The sequence below is a fragment of the Bacteroides rodentium JCM 16496 genome (assembly GCF_000614125.1).
Taxonomy (GTDB): domain Bacteria; phylum Bacteroidota; class Bacteroidia; order Bacteroidales; family Bacteroidaceae; genus Bacteroides; species Bacteroides rodentium.
The window spans coordinates 63,078-78,229 of sequence record NZ_BAKJ01000019.1 but is presented as its reverse complement, the minus strand read 5'-3'; the positions used below and the strand labels follow the sequence as shown (position 1 = coordinate 78,229).

Here is a 15,152-nt window from a genome sequence, read left to right as displayed (position 1 = left end):
TATTATTAATGGTAATAATTGGCAATCACACGAAATAAATTGTGTTTTTCACACTTAAAATTCGTTTATCCACCTCTAAAATACATTTATCCACCCTTATTTGCCGAGCATGTCATATTTTTGCCGTGCAACTAGTGCTCTATATTTTGATAAAGAGCCGCACACTTAAAATCTAATTTTAATATTATGAAGAATAACAAAAGAATGACTATCGTATCTGGCATGGCATTAGCTCAATTGAATCTTTCCGATTTATACCAGCAAATTATCTAATCTACTAATTTAATACTTAAAAAGATGAGGAAACATTTATTTCTTTCCGTAATGCTTAGTCTGTGTGCCTTTGGCGGCATGGCAGTGTATCCTACACCTGCCATGGCTACTGTAGTACAATCTCCGACTATCAAGGTTCGCGGCCAAGTTGTCGATGAACTGGGTGAACCATTGTTAGGGGCTACCATTAGAGTAAAAGGTGGCTCTACCGGAACCACAACCGACTTGGACGGGAACTTCCAATTAGAAGTTCCCGGGAATTCCACTCTATTAGTAAGCTTCGTAGGCTACAAGGAACGTGAAATCGCCGTTCGCAACCGCGCTATCATCGAAACCATCCAATTACAACCGGACAACCAGATACTTGAACAAGTGGTTGTCGTAGGCTATGGTACGCAGAAGAAATCCGACTTGACCGGTTCCGTTGCCGTAGTAGATGCGGAAGCCTTGAAACAGACATCCAATTCCAACATTTCTACCATGCTCGAAGGTAAAGTTTCGGGTGTACAAGTCACCTCCGACGGACAACCCGGTGCAGACCCCACCGTCCGGATCCGTGGTGTGGGTTCGTTTGGTGACACCTCTCCTCTTTATGTAATCGACGGTGTACCCATGGGTACTTCCATCCGCGATTTCTCTTCCAATGACATTGAAACCATCCAAGTGTTGAAAGACGCTTCGGCTGCTGCCATCTATGGTTCGCGTGCCGCCAACGGCGTGATTATCATCACTACCAAACGCGGGCAGAAAGACCAACCGCTGAAGGTGGACTACAATGGTTATGTAGGTATAGACCAAATACCCGGCGATGTCTATGACGTGATGAATGCAGACCAATACAGCCAATACATCGGCGAGGCGTGTGCCAACTCAAACACTCCGCTACCCGGTGGCTACAAGCTGGACAGCACAACCGGGAAATATTATTTCCAAGACGGCACCAATACCAACTGGTTCAAGGAAGTGTTCAAGACGGGTATCCGCCAAAACCACAATGTAAATCTCTCCGGTGGTGGCGCAAACAACACCTATAATGTATCTCTGGACTACTTCAACCAGAGAGGTACGCTGGAAGGTGCAGGTCCCAATTACGAACGTTACACCGCTCGCGTAAACAATACCATGGATACCAAGTTCATCAAGTTCCAGACAAGCTTGGTTTACTCGCACTCCAATCAGGACAATATGGGTCTGTCAAATGCTTCTGAATATGTTCAGGGCTTGTACGGCGATGTCACCAACGTGCTTCGCGGCACCCTGCTGATGCAACCCACCATCAAGGCATACGACAACTCCACTTGGGTACTTGACAACCTGGTGGGAATCGCCAATAACTTCAACTATGACTCTTACGGCTACGGAGTTTACTACGATACCGTACACGGCGACATCTCAGCTTCCAACCCGTTGTTGGTAAACAACTTGCTGAAACGCAACACTCGCGTGGACCGCTTCGTGGGGACAGGTTCTGCCGATGTAGACCTTCTCAAGATGATAGGTATTGAAAGTAAAAACCATAAACTGAACTACAAAGCCAACCTTTCTTATAGTAAGACACACTGCAAAGATTTTACTTGGATTCCCGCATGGTACAGAGTAACCGTGTTTATCTGTCGAAAAGCAACGAACGACTGACCAAGGATCCCGCTCTTATGCCGATGCATTGATTGAAAACGTGCTTACCTACGACGGCACGATTGGCAAACACCACATCAACGTAGTGGCAGGTCAGACGTATGAAGAAGAAAACACCGACCTGCTGACCGGGTGGGGAATCAACTTCACCGAGCCTTATTTCTTGCAGTTGCAGAATGCCGCCAACACATACTCGGAAAGTTTTGAATACAAGCACGCCATCCTTTCATACATTGGCCGTATCAACTACAATTTCGATGACAGATACTTGATTTCGGCAACCATCCGCCGCGACGGCAGTTCCCGTTTGTCCCAAAATATCCGCTGGGGTACATTCCCCTCCGTGTCCGTGGGCTGGCGCTTCGACAAGGAGGCATTCTTTCCCTTCAACCGCGACGTGATAAATATGTTCAAAGTGCGTGGAAGTTACGGTGAACTGGGTAATGAAAATATCGGTGAATACATGTATCAGGCTGTAATGGCGCGTAACAACATGACTTACAGCTTTGGCAACACCCCTATCACCGGTTCTGCCATCTCTACTTTCGTGGACAACAACCTGTCTTGGGAAAAGAAGAAAAGCTACAACGTAGGTATTGACCTTGCCATGTTCAACAACCGTTTGGAATTCACTGCCGAATGGTACAAAAACATCAGCGATGACCTGCTGTATGCCGTGCCCGTTCCCGAACAAGCCGGCGTTTCCAATACCACCGTCACCATGAATGCCGCCTCGATGAACAACTCCGGTTTTGAGTTCTCGGCTACCTATCGCAACCGCGATCATGACTTCAAGTATGAACTTTCCGCCAACTTCAGCACACTGCGCAACCGCGTGACTTCTTTGGGCTTCGGCACCGACTCTTACATCTCTGGCGCATACATTACCAATGTAGGTCAGGAAATCGGCCAGTTCTATGGTTGGGTTTATGATGCATTGCCCGCACACAAGCCGACCTCGACAACCATGCTACCCAAGAAGGTGCCCAAATAGGCGACTGCCTTTATAAAGACGTAAGCGGTCCCGACGGCACCCCCGACGGTAAAGTAGATGCCAACGACCAAGTAGTGTTAGGTAGCGGTATGCCTAAGATACACTTCGGTCTGAACGCACGTTTTGAATACAAACGTTTTGACTTGAGCATCGCAACATTCGGTGCACTGAACTATCACGTAAGCGATGATATCCACAATTCGCTCAACTCATGCTACGGTTGGGGAAACAAGGAAGTGGCCATGCTCGATGCCAACCGATTCAGCGAAGACGGCAGCACTTACCTGTCTGACGTGCCGCGCACTTATGCCACCAACAATGCCAGCTTTGCATGGAACGACCTCTTCAGTTCACGCAAAATTCAGAATGCCGCATACTGGAAAATCGCCAACGTAGAACTGGGATGCAACCTTCCTAACGAATGGTTCGGAAAATATGTTTCCGATGTGCGTTTTTACATATCTGCACAGAATCTCCACACTTTCACCAAATACAAAGGTTATAATGTGGACTATGCCGGAGGAACATTTACCCCGGGCTACAACTTCTGTTCTTATCCTACAGCACGTACATTTATGTGCGGTGTACATTTTACATTCTAATTCATAAAAACATATTCTATGAAACTAAATAAATACTCACTTGTCCTCGTCTTGGGATTAAGCACTTTAGCTTCTTGCAGTGACAAATTGGAACTGGTGAATCCCAACCAGCAAACATCAAGTACTTTCGGTTTCAACGCCGACGATTTGGAAGAGAGCGTCATCGCTGCTTATAACCATATTCGCATGGAAGGTTCATACGCCCGCGTGGGCTACACGATTGATGTGTGCCGCGGCGACGAAGCGTGGAACTCTTCACAAGTATGGTACCTTCCTTTCGACGACCTCAACGTAGAAGTCACTTCAGACATCACCTGGTGGCCTTGGCGCGAATGGTACTATACCATCAATGTCTGTAACTTTGCCATATCCCGTTGTGACAAAGACAACAGCCAGCTTTCCGAAAGGATGAAGCACATCAAGGGGCAGATGCTCTTTTTGCGCGGACTTTCATACTACAACTTGGTGGGTTATTACCAAAACCCTCCTCTCATCACAAACTACGAAACCTACTCCTCACTTGATGGTCTTTATGGTGCCAACAACACCTATGATGAAGTACTCGACCAGGTGGAAAAAGATTTCAAGGAGGCAATGGAATTACTGCCTTCACGCGATGCAGGGGCAGAGTGGAATCGCGGACGCGCCACTTGCGGTTCGGCTGCCGGCTATTATGCCCGCACACTTATGATGCGCCATAAATTCAGCGATGCGCTCACTGTATTGAAAGACATCATTGGCAAAAAGTATGGAACTTACAACCTGGTAGCTAACTTCGGTGACAACTTCCGTGAAGGCTCTGCCTACGAAAATAATGCAGAGAGCCTCTTCGAAGTGCAATTCCTTGACTTCGAGTCACAAGGTACCGATGACGAATGGACTCCGGTGAACACCAGCCCCAACGCAACGCAAGGCTCGGCAATCGAGAGTAACTTTGCCCCCGGCAACTATGGCGGCTGGGCCGACATATCGGCATCCCCCTGGCTCTATCATCTCTTCAAAGCAGAACGTACTGCCAACGGCAAACTCGACCCACGTCTTTATTGGACCATAGGTACTTATGAAACGGATTGGGAAGACTTCGAATACGGAAACGTTGCCTACACCAATACGCTTACGCCCGAAGACAACATCGTAACAAACAACATCAACGGCGGTCTTCCCATCGCCAAATTCACGAACCTGCGTACCGGCTTGTATAGCACCGTAGTAACAGGCTTACACGATGGCATCAACCTGCGCTTGATGCGCTATTCGGATGTATTGCTCCGCGCTGCCGAATGCGAAAATGAGGTAAACGGTCCTACGCAACAAGCCATCGACTGGATTAACGAAGTGCGCAACCGTGCCGGTTTGGCCGACTTGGAGCTTTCTGACTTCAACTCCGCCGACAAACTCTTCGAGCAAATTGCCAATGTTGAACGTCCTAAAGAATTCGGTTGCGAGTTCGGACGAGGATTTGACCTTATCCGCTGGGGATTTTTCCACGACAACGGACGCTTGCAACAACTCAAAGAGCACGGGACTTTCCGCCGTTCAGTAGAAGGAACCAAAGATGCTGTCAGCTATAGTGACATTGCATCCGACCCCCAACTGAAGAGTTCTTTCGACACCTACAGACCCGGACACGAATTCCTGCCTATCGTACAACAACTACTGAACAACAACCCGAACTTGGCAGGAAACTCTGCCAACTATAGTACAGATAACTTCACTTATTTCAATGGCAATGGCTGGAAAGTGCACCCGGTTGTAGATTTAAACAAATAAAGTTTCAACCACTATAAAAATTAGAACAATGAAATTACTCAAAAAATTAACATACGCTTGCTGTTCCATAACTTTAGGACTGATGGCACTGGCAAGTTGCGAAGGCGGTGAACTATATGATGTAAACGCCCCTGACTGGATTTCCGAAAAAGTTGACTCCATCGAGAATTCAAAGAAAGAACCGGAAGAAGAAGTGCTTGAAGGCATGCAGGAAGATGTGTACAGCTTCGGTAATACGGACTATACCTCCGGCTTCTGGTCAGCATTTTCCAAGTATTATGTTGTGCCTGATGGTCAGAAGTGGCACGGGGTATTCAACCTCAACATCAATCCCGCCGACAATACCTATTACAAGAACTTCGCCCTCATCATCACCAACGACGTGAATCGTGGCGGCGAAGGTTATACGGAATATGGTGCTTTTCGCTTTGATGCCACAAATGACACTGTTGCCTATAATTCCCAATGGGGCAGTCACCTTTATTTCAAATACACGTCCAGCACACTGATGCTTTCGCCCGTTGACAATAAAGACGAAGCCTGCAGAAGCTGGGAGGCAAGGTGACTCTCACCGTAGATCGCACCAATGAAAATGCTTTCAATATCAAGATACAGAACGCATCGGCAACCAAGACGTATGAACAACCATACAAGTTGCCCAACCTGAATGCAGACGGAACCAATACCAATATTCGCTGCTTCTTGGTTCCGGAAGGTTCATATATCGACTTTCTACAGAGCAACATTGAGCCTATCGGTGGATTTACTTCGGCAAAAGACAAGAATCCAATTTCCATGGAACTGCAAAATGTCCCCGACCAAGTAAACGTCGGCACATCGCTCGAAGAAGCTATGGCTGGCGTAACCGCCATCGTTACCTTTGAAGAAGGGGTAACCAAGACCGTCACCGCAAAAGAACTCCAGTTCACTGCCATTCCCAGTATGGAAGAGTTGGGTACAAAAACTCTGGTCGCCATCTACAACAAGACCTTCAAAGGCGAGAATTGCAACCAACCGATTATAGCCAATGCTACATTTGTAGTAGTAGAAAAGATTGTATCTATCAAAGTAACCACACAGCCAACCAAAACGCAGTACACCTGCTATACACCCGATGGCATAGGTTATCCTTTCGACCCCACCGGCATGGAAGTAACAGCTACCTATGCCAATGGGGACGAAAGAGTGATTGACAACTCTAAACTCACTTTCTCTAACTTCCCGGGAAAAGCTGGCAAACAAGTTGTCACAATCACTGCCGAGGAAAATATAACGACTGTAGTAGAAGTCACGGTAGCAGAATCTGCCGTATCAGCAGTGACCAACAATGCACCTACATTGGGCTTGGAAGATTGCAGCTCTGCTTGGTGGACCTACTTCAGCGATGACTTCAATGTACCCGCCGGCAAAACCAAGAGTATCAGTTTCACCAACTATAGCAGCATGGCAGCCAACTGGAACAACTTTGCAGTAATTCTCCGCAAGACAGACAAAACACAAGAGTATGCGGTAGTACGTGCCGACAACTATGGTTGGGGCGATGGATACGCAAGTTGCAAGGCGATTGGCACGCAAGGCGATTGGGCTACTTGGTTGCCAACCATGAACGGTGCCAGAGTGGATGTTTATGTGACCAACTGCGGCGACGGCACTGCCGACGTACAAGCTGTGATGAGAGGCAATAATGGCACAGTATATACACAAGGCTATTATGGCATCAATAACATTGATGTCAACGATTTGAATTTCGCCTTCACTGTAGACGGCAGCTATATTGTTTTCTAAACTGAATCATCCTTTCAGTCTTTTAAATTATCAATTCATCCAATACTGTCCCTCTGTAAAGGAACAGTATTGGACTCAAAAAACAGCGATATGAAAAAACTATTATCTTATTGGATTTACCTACCTCTATTCTTCATCTTTGCGGCATGTTCCGATAACAATGATGAAATAGAGCGCATTTATGTAAACGTAGGTACGCCCCAAATAAGCGCAACTACCACAAACTCGATTACTCTTACCGCATCCGTAACCGGTGGTGGCAACCAAATTATCAAGAAAGGGTTCTGCTATAGTTCAAACTCTCAGACTCCCGATATAAAAGGAGACGCAACTGATGCTGATGACAATTTCAGTGCAACCATTTCGGGCTTGAGATCTAACGGCACCTATTATATCCGTGCATACGTTTACTGCGACAGCCGTTATACCTATTCGGAAACCGTGACAGCCACCACCGAAAGTTTAAGCATTGACGAACAACTGAGAAATTACGTAGCACCAGCCTATCCCGACGACTATGCTACCATGTCAGACTGGAGCAAACGCAACCAATGGAATCTTGCCAATGTACACGATCCCACCGTGGTGCTTGCCGAAGACGGGTATTACTACATGTATCAGACCGATGCCTCCTATGGCAATGCACACACAGCAGGCGGCCACTTCCACGGCAGACGCTCAAAAGATCTCGTAAACTGGGAATACCTGGGCGGAGTAATGCCAGCACTGCCCGAATGGGTAATTCCAAAGCTGAATGAAATTCGTAAGGAAATGGGGCTGAATGAAGTTTCACCCCAAACAGCCGACTTCGGTTACTGGGCACCTTGCGTACGCAAAGTAAGAAACGGACTTTACCGCATGTACTACTCCATCGTATGCCCCGGCACCTTAGACGGAGCAGGTTCTTGGAGCGAACGTGCCTTTATCGGCCTATTGGAAAACTCCAACCCCGCCGACAACAACGGCTGGAAAGATAAAGGCTATGTCATCACCAACGCCTCGGACAAAGGCCTAAACTTTCACATCAGACCCGATGACTGGAACAACTGTTATTACAAATGGAATGCCATCGATCCAAGCTACCTAATAGACAACAACGGGAAGCATTACTTGATTTACGGCTCTTGGCACAGCGGTATAGCAGCTTTGGAAGTAGATGCAGAAACCGGAAAACCAGTGAATACGCTGTCGGCTCCTTGGGGAACTAATGAAGACATCGCCGCATACGGTTCATTGATTGCCACCCGGAGAATGGGAGATCGTTGGCAAGCCTCGGAAGGTCCGGAAATCATCTACAATGCTGCCACCGGCTACTATTACTTATTTGTAGCTTATGACGCATTAGGTGTTCCTTACAATACCCGTGTTTGTCGCTCCAAAAACATCTATGGTCCCTACCTTGGCATGGACGGTGTAGACCAGACCCAAACAGGAGGAGAGATGTTGCCCATTGTAACTCATCCATACAAGTTCAACAACAGCTATGGATGGGTAGGCATCTCTCACTGCGCCGTGTTTGATGACGGCAATGGCAATTGGTATTACGCATCGCAAGGCAGATTCCCAGAAAATGTGGGAGGAAATGCTTATAGTAATGCACTCATGATGGGACATGTACGTTCCATACGGTGGAATTCGCAAGGCTGGCCAGTTGTAATGCCCGAACGCTACGGAGCTGTCCCCAAAGTAGCCATCACTGAAGAAGAACTGATAGGCAATTGGGAACATATCGACCTATCTTACTCTTATGGAAAACAGAAAGAATCGAGCAACATGACCCTTGCAGCTGACCATACCATCACCGACGGTGCATGGAAAGGAAGTACTTGGAGTTACGATGCGGACAAGCAAATACTAACAGCCAACGGAGTGGAACTATGCCTGCAACGCGAAACAGATTGGGAAGCCAATCCACGTACCCACACCATTGTCTATGCCGGATATGGCAACAACTTCAAGACCTATTGGGGCAAAAAGAGTAAATAATAACTTATTTCCATTCTAAAACTGCTTCGGAGCCTATGGTTTCAAGCAGTTTTTCATTTTCATGTTACAAAACATATAGAAGTGTAAATGACACACTAAATAAAAGTGTTACTTTTACACCCGAAATAGAATAAGAGCCTAATTTTCAAAACAACATAATACCATGAAACATTATTTCTTACTTGCAGGAATTGCCGCAATGATGCTAACAGCGTGCAATCAAAAGACAGAAACAACGCTTACTCTGTCCGGTCTTGATCCAGTAAAATTCCAAACAACGGTCAATGACGCCCAAACACAGCTTTATACGCTGAAGAATAAAGCGGGCATGGAAGTATGCATCACAAACTTTGGAGGACGTATTGTATCCATTATGGTACCCGACAAAAACGGAGTTATGCAGGATGTAGTATTGGCTTTGACAGCATTGCCGATTACATCAACATTCCAAGTGACTTTGGTGCTTCTATCGGACGCTACGCCAACCGGATTAATCAAGGAAAAATCGTTCTTGACGGAGATACCATACAGTTACCACAGAACAATTTCGGGCATTGCCTGCACGGTGGTCCCAAAGGATGGCAATACCAAGTATACAGCGCCAATCCCATTGACAGCACAACTCTGGAGCTCACCCGCATTTCACCGGATGGAGACGAGAATTTCCCGGGTAACGTCACGGCAAAAGTACTTTTCAAGCTAACGGATGACAATGCCATTGATATAAAATACAGTGCTAAAACAGACCAAAAGACGGTTATCAATATGACTAACCATTCTTACTTCAATCTATCAGGTGATCCTTCAAAGGCAGCAACAGACCACATCTTATACATCAATGCAGACAACTATACTCCGGTAGACAGTACTTTCATGACAACGGGTGAAATTGTTACTGTAAAAGAGACCCCTATGGACTTCACAACTCCGAAAACGGTTGGACAAGATATTACCAATTACGACTTTATACAATTGAAGAACGGAAACGGTTACGACCACAATTGGATATTGAATACAAAAGGTGATATAAATCAAATAGCCGCCAAGCTGACTTCACCGATAAGCGGTATTACTTTGGAAGTCTATACCAATGAACCAGGCATTCAAGTGTATACCGGCAACTTCCTGGATGGTACAATAAAAGGGAAGAAAGGAATCACATACCACCAACGTGCTTCTGTATGCCTTGAAACACAGCATTACCCAGACAGCCCCAACAAGTCTCAATGGCCTTCTGTCGTACTGGAACCCGGACAAATTTACAACAGTGAATGTATTTTCAGATTTTCCGTAGAAAAATAACAATAACTTTATAAATCATTTATTATCGTGGAAACATTAGATTGGTTAGTCATTGGAATCTTTTTCCTGGCTTTGATTGGAATTATTGTTTGGGTTGTCAAACAGAAACAGAATGACTCAGCAGACTATTTTTTAGGCGGTCGTGATGCTACATGGCTCGCTATCGGTGCATCTATCTTTGCATCCAACATCGGTTCGGAACACTTAATTGGATTGGCCGGTGCCGGTGCTTCCAGCGGTATGGCTATGGCACATTGGGAAATACAAGGCTGGATGATCCTTATCTTAGGTTGGGTATTTGTACCATTCTATTCGCGAAGCATGGTATTTACAATGCCAGAATTCCTAGAACGCCGTTATAATCCACAATCACGTACAATATTGTCTGTAATATCTTTAATCAGCTATGTACTGACAAAAGTTGCCGTGACGGTTTATGCAGGAGGATTGGTTTTCCAACAAGTATTCGGCATAAAAGAACTTTGGGGAATCGACTTCTTTTGGATTGCTGCCATCGGTCTGGTTATACTGACTGCGCTCTACACAATCTTCGGAGGAATGAAGTCGGTGCTTTATACCTCCGTCCTGCAGACTCCCATCCTGCTGTTAGGTTCACTGATAATCCTTGTACTCGGCTTCAAAGAATTGGGAGGCTGGGATGAGATGATGAGAATCTGCGGTGCAGTCACAGTGAACGATTATGGCAACACAATGACAGAGCTTATACGCAGTAACAACGACCCTAACTTCCCTTGGTTGGGTGCGCTGATTGGTTCAGCCATTATCGGATTCTGGTATTGGTGTACAGACCAGTTCATCGTGCAACGCGTACTTTCCGGAAAGAATGAAAAGGAAGCACGACGCGGTACCATCTTCGGAGCTTACCTGAAATTATTGCCCGTATTCTTATTCCTTATCCCAGGCATGATTGCTTTCGCATTACACCAAAAATATCTCGGTACAGGGGGAGAAGGTTTTCTACCTATGCTGGCAAACGGAAATGCCAATGCAGATGCTGCTTTCCCGACTCTAGTAGCAAAATTGCTTCCTGCAGGAGTCAAAGGTTTGGTTGTTTGCGGTATTCTTGCAGCATTGATGAGCTCTCTCGCATCTTTGTTCAACTCATCTGCCATGCTTTTCACCATTGACTTCTACAAACGTTTCAAGCCAAACACTTCTGAGAAAAAGCTGGTGGGAATTGGACAGATGGCAACTGTTGTGATTGTGATATTGGGCATACTCTGGATTCCCATTATGCGCAGTGTAGGTGATGTCCTTTACACCTATTTACAAGATGTACAATCTGTATTGGCACCAGGCATTGCCGCAGCCTTCCTCTTGGGAATCTGCTGGAAACGTACCTCTGCACAAGGCGGCATGTGGGGACTGATTGCCGGAATGATTATCGGTTTAACCCGTCTGGGGGCAAAAGTATATTACAGCAATGCAGGAGATGTGTCTAGCAGTACCTTCAAGTATCTGTTCTATGATATGAACTGGCTGTTTTTCTGCGGATGGATGTTCTTGTTCTGCATCGTAGTGGTTATCGCAGTCAGCATGTTTACAGCTGCCCCAAGCGCTGAAAAGATTCAAGGGCTGGTATTCGGAACTTCAACTCCCGAACAAAAAGCAGCTACACGTGCAAGTTGGAATAAATGGGATATAATTCATACCCTTATCATCCTGGGTATAACCGCAGCTTTTTATTGGTATTTCTGGTAAATCGATATGTTGCTATGATATATATCCATGCAACATATCTCTTAAACAAAAATTAAGATATGAGTAATTACTATAGTTCAAATCCGAAACTTTATGTAGGCATCGACTGCATTATATTTGGTTTCAATGAAGGAGAGTTGAACCTGCTGTTGCTGAAGCGCAACTTCGAACCGGCAATGGGCGAATGGTCGCTGATGGGTGGATTCGTGCAGGAAGGCGAAAGCGTGGATGATGCAGCCAAACGAGTCCTTAATGAATTAACCGGATTGGAAGATGTATATATGGAACAAGTCAAAGCTTTCGGAGCCATAGAGCGTGACCCGGGAGAACGCGTAGTCTCGATTGCTTACTATGCGCTCATCAACATCAACGAATACGACAAAGAATCCGTACAGCAGCACAATGCTTTCTGGGTAAATATCAATGAACTACCAGCGCTAATCTTTGATCATCCGCAAATGGTGGAACAAGCCCGGAAGTTGATGCAACAAAAAGCGTCCACCGAACCAATCGGCTTTAATCTGCTACCTAAACTGTTCACACTGTCACAACTGCAAAGCTTATACGAAGCCATATACGGTGAGAATATTGACAAACGGAACTTCCGAAAACGCATAGCAGAAATGGACTATATAGAAAAAACTGACAAGATAGACAAAACGGGGTCCAAACGTGGGGCTGCCTTATATCAGTTTAATGAGAAGGCATACCGCAAAGCTCCGAAATTCAAGCTCTGAAAACCTAATATTCAACAATTTGTAATTAGTAATTTAAATAATATGCTGGAAGCACTGAAAGACAAAGTATTCCATGCCAACCTTGAACTGGTGAAGCACGGATTGGTAATCTTCACATGGGGCAACGTATCGGGTATTGACCGCGAGTCTGGTCTGGTAGTCATCAAGCCCAGTGGAGTGAGTTACGATGAGATGAAAGCAGAGGATATGGTAGTGGTAGACCTTGACGGTAAAGTCATAGAGGGTAAGTTAAACCCTTCCTCGGACACCCCTACTCATATTGCCCTATACAAAGCATTCCCCGAAATAGGCGGTGTGGTGCATACGCACTCTACTTACGCCACTGCTTGGGCACAAGCCGGATGTGACATCCCGAATATCGGGACAACACATGCCGATTACTTCCACGACGCCATACCCTGCACAGCAGACATGACGAAGGAGGAAGTGGAAGGAGCGTATGAACTGGAAACGGGAAATGTCATCGTAAAACGCTTTGAAGGGCTGAACCCGGTACATACTCCCGGAGTATTGGTAAAGAACCACGGTCCTTTCTCGTGGGGAAAAGACGCACACGAAGCGGTACATAATGCCGTAGTGATGGAGCAGGTGGCCAAAATGGCAAGTATAGCCTATGCCGTGAACCCCAACCTGACCATGAATCCGCTGCTGATAGAAAAGCATTTCAGCCGCAAGCACGGTCCTAACGCTTATTATGGACAGAAATAACTATCATTCTTTTAATATAAACTATAAAAATAAATTGTATGAACGCATTTGAACAATATGAAGTATGGTTCGTAACCGGAGCACAGCTCTTGTACGGAGGCGACGCAGTTATCGCAGTAGACGCACATAGTAATGAAATGGTGAAAGGTCTGAATGATTCCGGGAAACTGCCCGTAAAGGTAGTATATAAAGGTACGGTCAATTCATCTAAAGAAGTAACAGCTGCCTTCAAGGCCGCCAACAACGATGAAAAGTGTATCGGAGTCATCACCTGGATGCACACCTTCTCTCCTGCCAAAATGTGGATTCACGGCTTGCAGGAACTGAAGAAGCCATTACTACACTTCCATACACAGTTCAACAAGGAAATTCCCTGGGAAACGATGGACATGGATTTTATGAACCTGAACCAATCGGCTCATGGCGACCGCGAGTTCGGACACATCGTGACACGTATGCGAAAGAACCGTAAAGTGGTAGTAGGCCACTGGCAGGACGAAAAAGCACAAAACCAGATTGCCGCATGGATGCGCGTAGCTGCCGCATGGGCTGATGCGCAGGATATGCTCATCATCCGCTTCGGCGACCAGATGAATAACGTGGCTGTGACAGACGGTGACAAGGTCAGCGCCGAACAAGTATTGGGCTACCATGTGGACTACTATCCCATCAATGATGTGATGACATACTACAATGCTGTCAGCGACGAGGACGTGAAGACGCTTGTAGCAGAATACTTCAAGCTTTACGACCACGCTCCCGAACTGGAAGACACACGTACGGAAGCCTACACCAAAGTATGGAACTCCGCCAAGGCTGAAATAGCCATTCGCCGCGTGCTGAAAGACACGGGTGCCAAAGGCTTCACCACCAACTTCAACGATTTGGGCGACTTTGACCAAATCCCCGGACTGGCCTCACAGCGACTGATGGCGGAAGGTTACGGCTTCGGTGCCGAAGGCGATTGGAAAACTGCGGCACTGTACCGTACCACTTGGGTGATGAGTCAAGGCATGCCGAAGGGGTGCTCCTTCCTTGAAGACTATACACTGAACTTCGACGGGGAAAAGAGTGCCATCCTGCAGGCACACATGTTGGAAGTCTGTCCACTGATTGCCGAACAAAAGCCGAAACTGGAAGTACACCGTCTGAGCATCGGTATCGACAGCGAAACAGCCCGCCTGGTATTTACCAGCAAGCAAGGTGAAGGTGTAGCCGCCACCATCGTAGACCTGGGCAACCGCTTCCGCCTCATTGTGAATAAAGTAGAATGCATCAAGAGCAAGCCTCTGCCCAAATTGCCCGTTGCCAGTGCACTGTGGATTCCGATGCCCAACCTCGAAGTAGGCGCCGCAGCCTGGATTCTGGCCGGAGGCACACATCATACCAGCTTCTCCTACGACCTGACGGTGGAATATTGGGAAGACTTTGCCGAAATGGCCGGCATCGAAATGGTGGTCATCGATGAAAATACCACCATCAGCGAGTTCAAAAAAGAACTGCGTATGAATGAAGTCTATTACATGCTGAACAAGGCACTTTGCTAATAATCATTACTGATTACAGATTACCGGTTGCAGATTGCTAATTACGCACACCACAGACGTAACTAGTAGT

General features: G+C 46.3%; 6 protein-coding genes and 3 pseudogenes. All 9 read left to right on the top strand.

All coding sequences use genetic code 11. The annotated features are described in order from the left end of the window. Positions 1-297: 297 nt before the first annotated feature. The 9 genes and pseudogenes from JCM16496_RS10510 to araA all read left to right on the top strand — a co-directional run bounded on the left by JCM16496_RS10510 (position 298) and on the right by araA (position 15,082). Positions 298-3,504: pseudogene (locus tag JCM16496_RS10510) on the top strand (SusC/RagA family TonB-linked outer membrane protein). Positions 3,505-3,522: 18 nt separating this feature from the next. Next, positions 3,523-5,274, top strand: coding sequence for a RagB/SusD family nutrient uptake outer membrane protein (locus JCM16496_RS10505; protein WP_025834155.1), 1,752 nt, complete (start codon positions 3,523-3,525; stop codon positions 5,272-5,274). Positions 5,275-5,302: 28 nt separating this feature from the next. Continuing rightward, positions 5,303-7,059: pseudogene (locus tag JCM16496_RS10500) on the top strand (bacterial Ig-like domain-containing protein). 90 nt (positions 7,060-7,149) lie between these two features. Continuing rightward, complete coding sequence (locus tag JCM16496_RS10495) at positions 7,150-9,045, top strand: arabinan endo-1,5-alpha-L-arabinosidase (protein WP_025834153.1); 1,896 nt, start codon at positions 7,150-7,152, stop codon at positions 9,043-9,045. 163 nt (positions 9,046-9,208) lie between these two features. Beyond that, positions 9,209-10,347: pseudogene (locus JCM16496_RS10490) on the top strand (aldose epimerase family protein). 27 nt (positions 10,348-10,374) lie between these two features. Next, complete coding sequence (locus JCM16496_RS10485) at positions 10,375-12,069, top strand: sodium:solute symporter (protein WP_025834151.1); 1,695 nt, start codon at positions 10,375-10,377, stop codon at positions 12,067-12,069. Positions 12,070-12,128: 59 nt separating this feature from the next. Continuing rightward, on the top strand, positions 12,129-12,806 hold the full coding sequence (locus JCM16496_RS10480; protein WP_025834149.1) for an NUDIX hydrolase: 678 nt from the start codon (positions 12,129-12,131) through the stop codon (positions 12,804-12,806). 42 nt (positions 12,807-12,848) lie between these two features. Further along, complete coding sequence (locus tag JCM16496_RS10475; protein ID WP_025834147.1) at positions 12,849-13,535, top strand: L-ribulose-5-phosphate 4-epimerase; 687 nt, start codon at positions 12,849-12,851, stop codon at positions 13,533-13,535. A gap of 38 nt (positions 13,536-13,573) precedes the next feature. After that, positions 13,574-15,082, top strand: a complete 1,509-nt coding sequence (gene araA, locus JCM16496_RS10470; protein ID WP_025834145.1) for an L-arabinose isomerase — start codon at positions 13,574-13,576, stop codon at positions 15,080-15,082. Positions 15,083-15,152 lie beyond the last annotated feature (70 nt).

Excerpts from the sequence above, each read along its gene's own strand:
- JCM16496_RS10505 (WP_025834155.1), top strand. The coding sequence starts at position 3,523 with ATGAAACTAAATAAATACTCACTTGTCCTCGTCTTGGGATTAAGCACT.
- JCM16496_RS10495 (WP_025834153.1), top strand. The coding sequence starts at position 7,150 with ATGAAAAAACTATTATCTTATTGGATTTACCTACCTCTATTCTTCATC.
- JCM16496_RS10480 (WP_025834149.1), top strand. The coding sequence starts at position 12,129 with ATGAGTAATTACTATAGTTCAAATCCGAAACTTTATGTAGGCATCGAC.
- JCM16496_RS10475 (WP_025834147.1), top strand. The coding sequence starts at position 12,849 with ATGCTGGAAGCACTGAAAGACAAAGTATTCCATGCCAACCTTGAACTG.
- araA (WP_025834145.1), top strand. The coding sequence starts at position 13,574 with ATGAACGCATTTGAACAATATGAAGTATGGTTCGTAACCGGAGCACAG.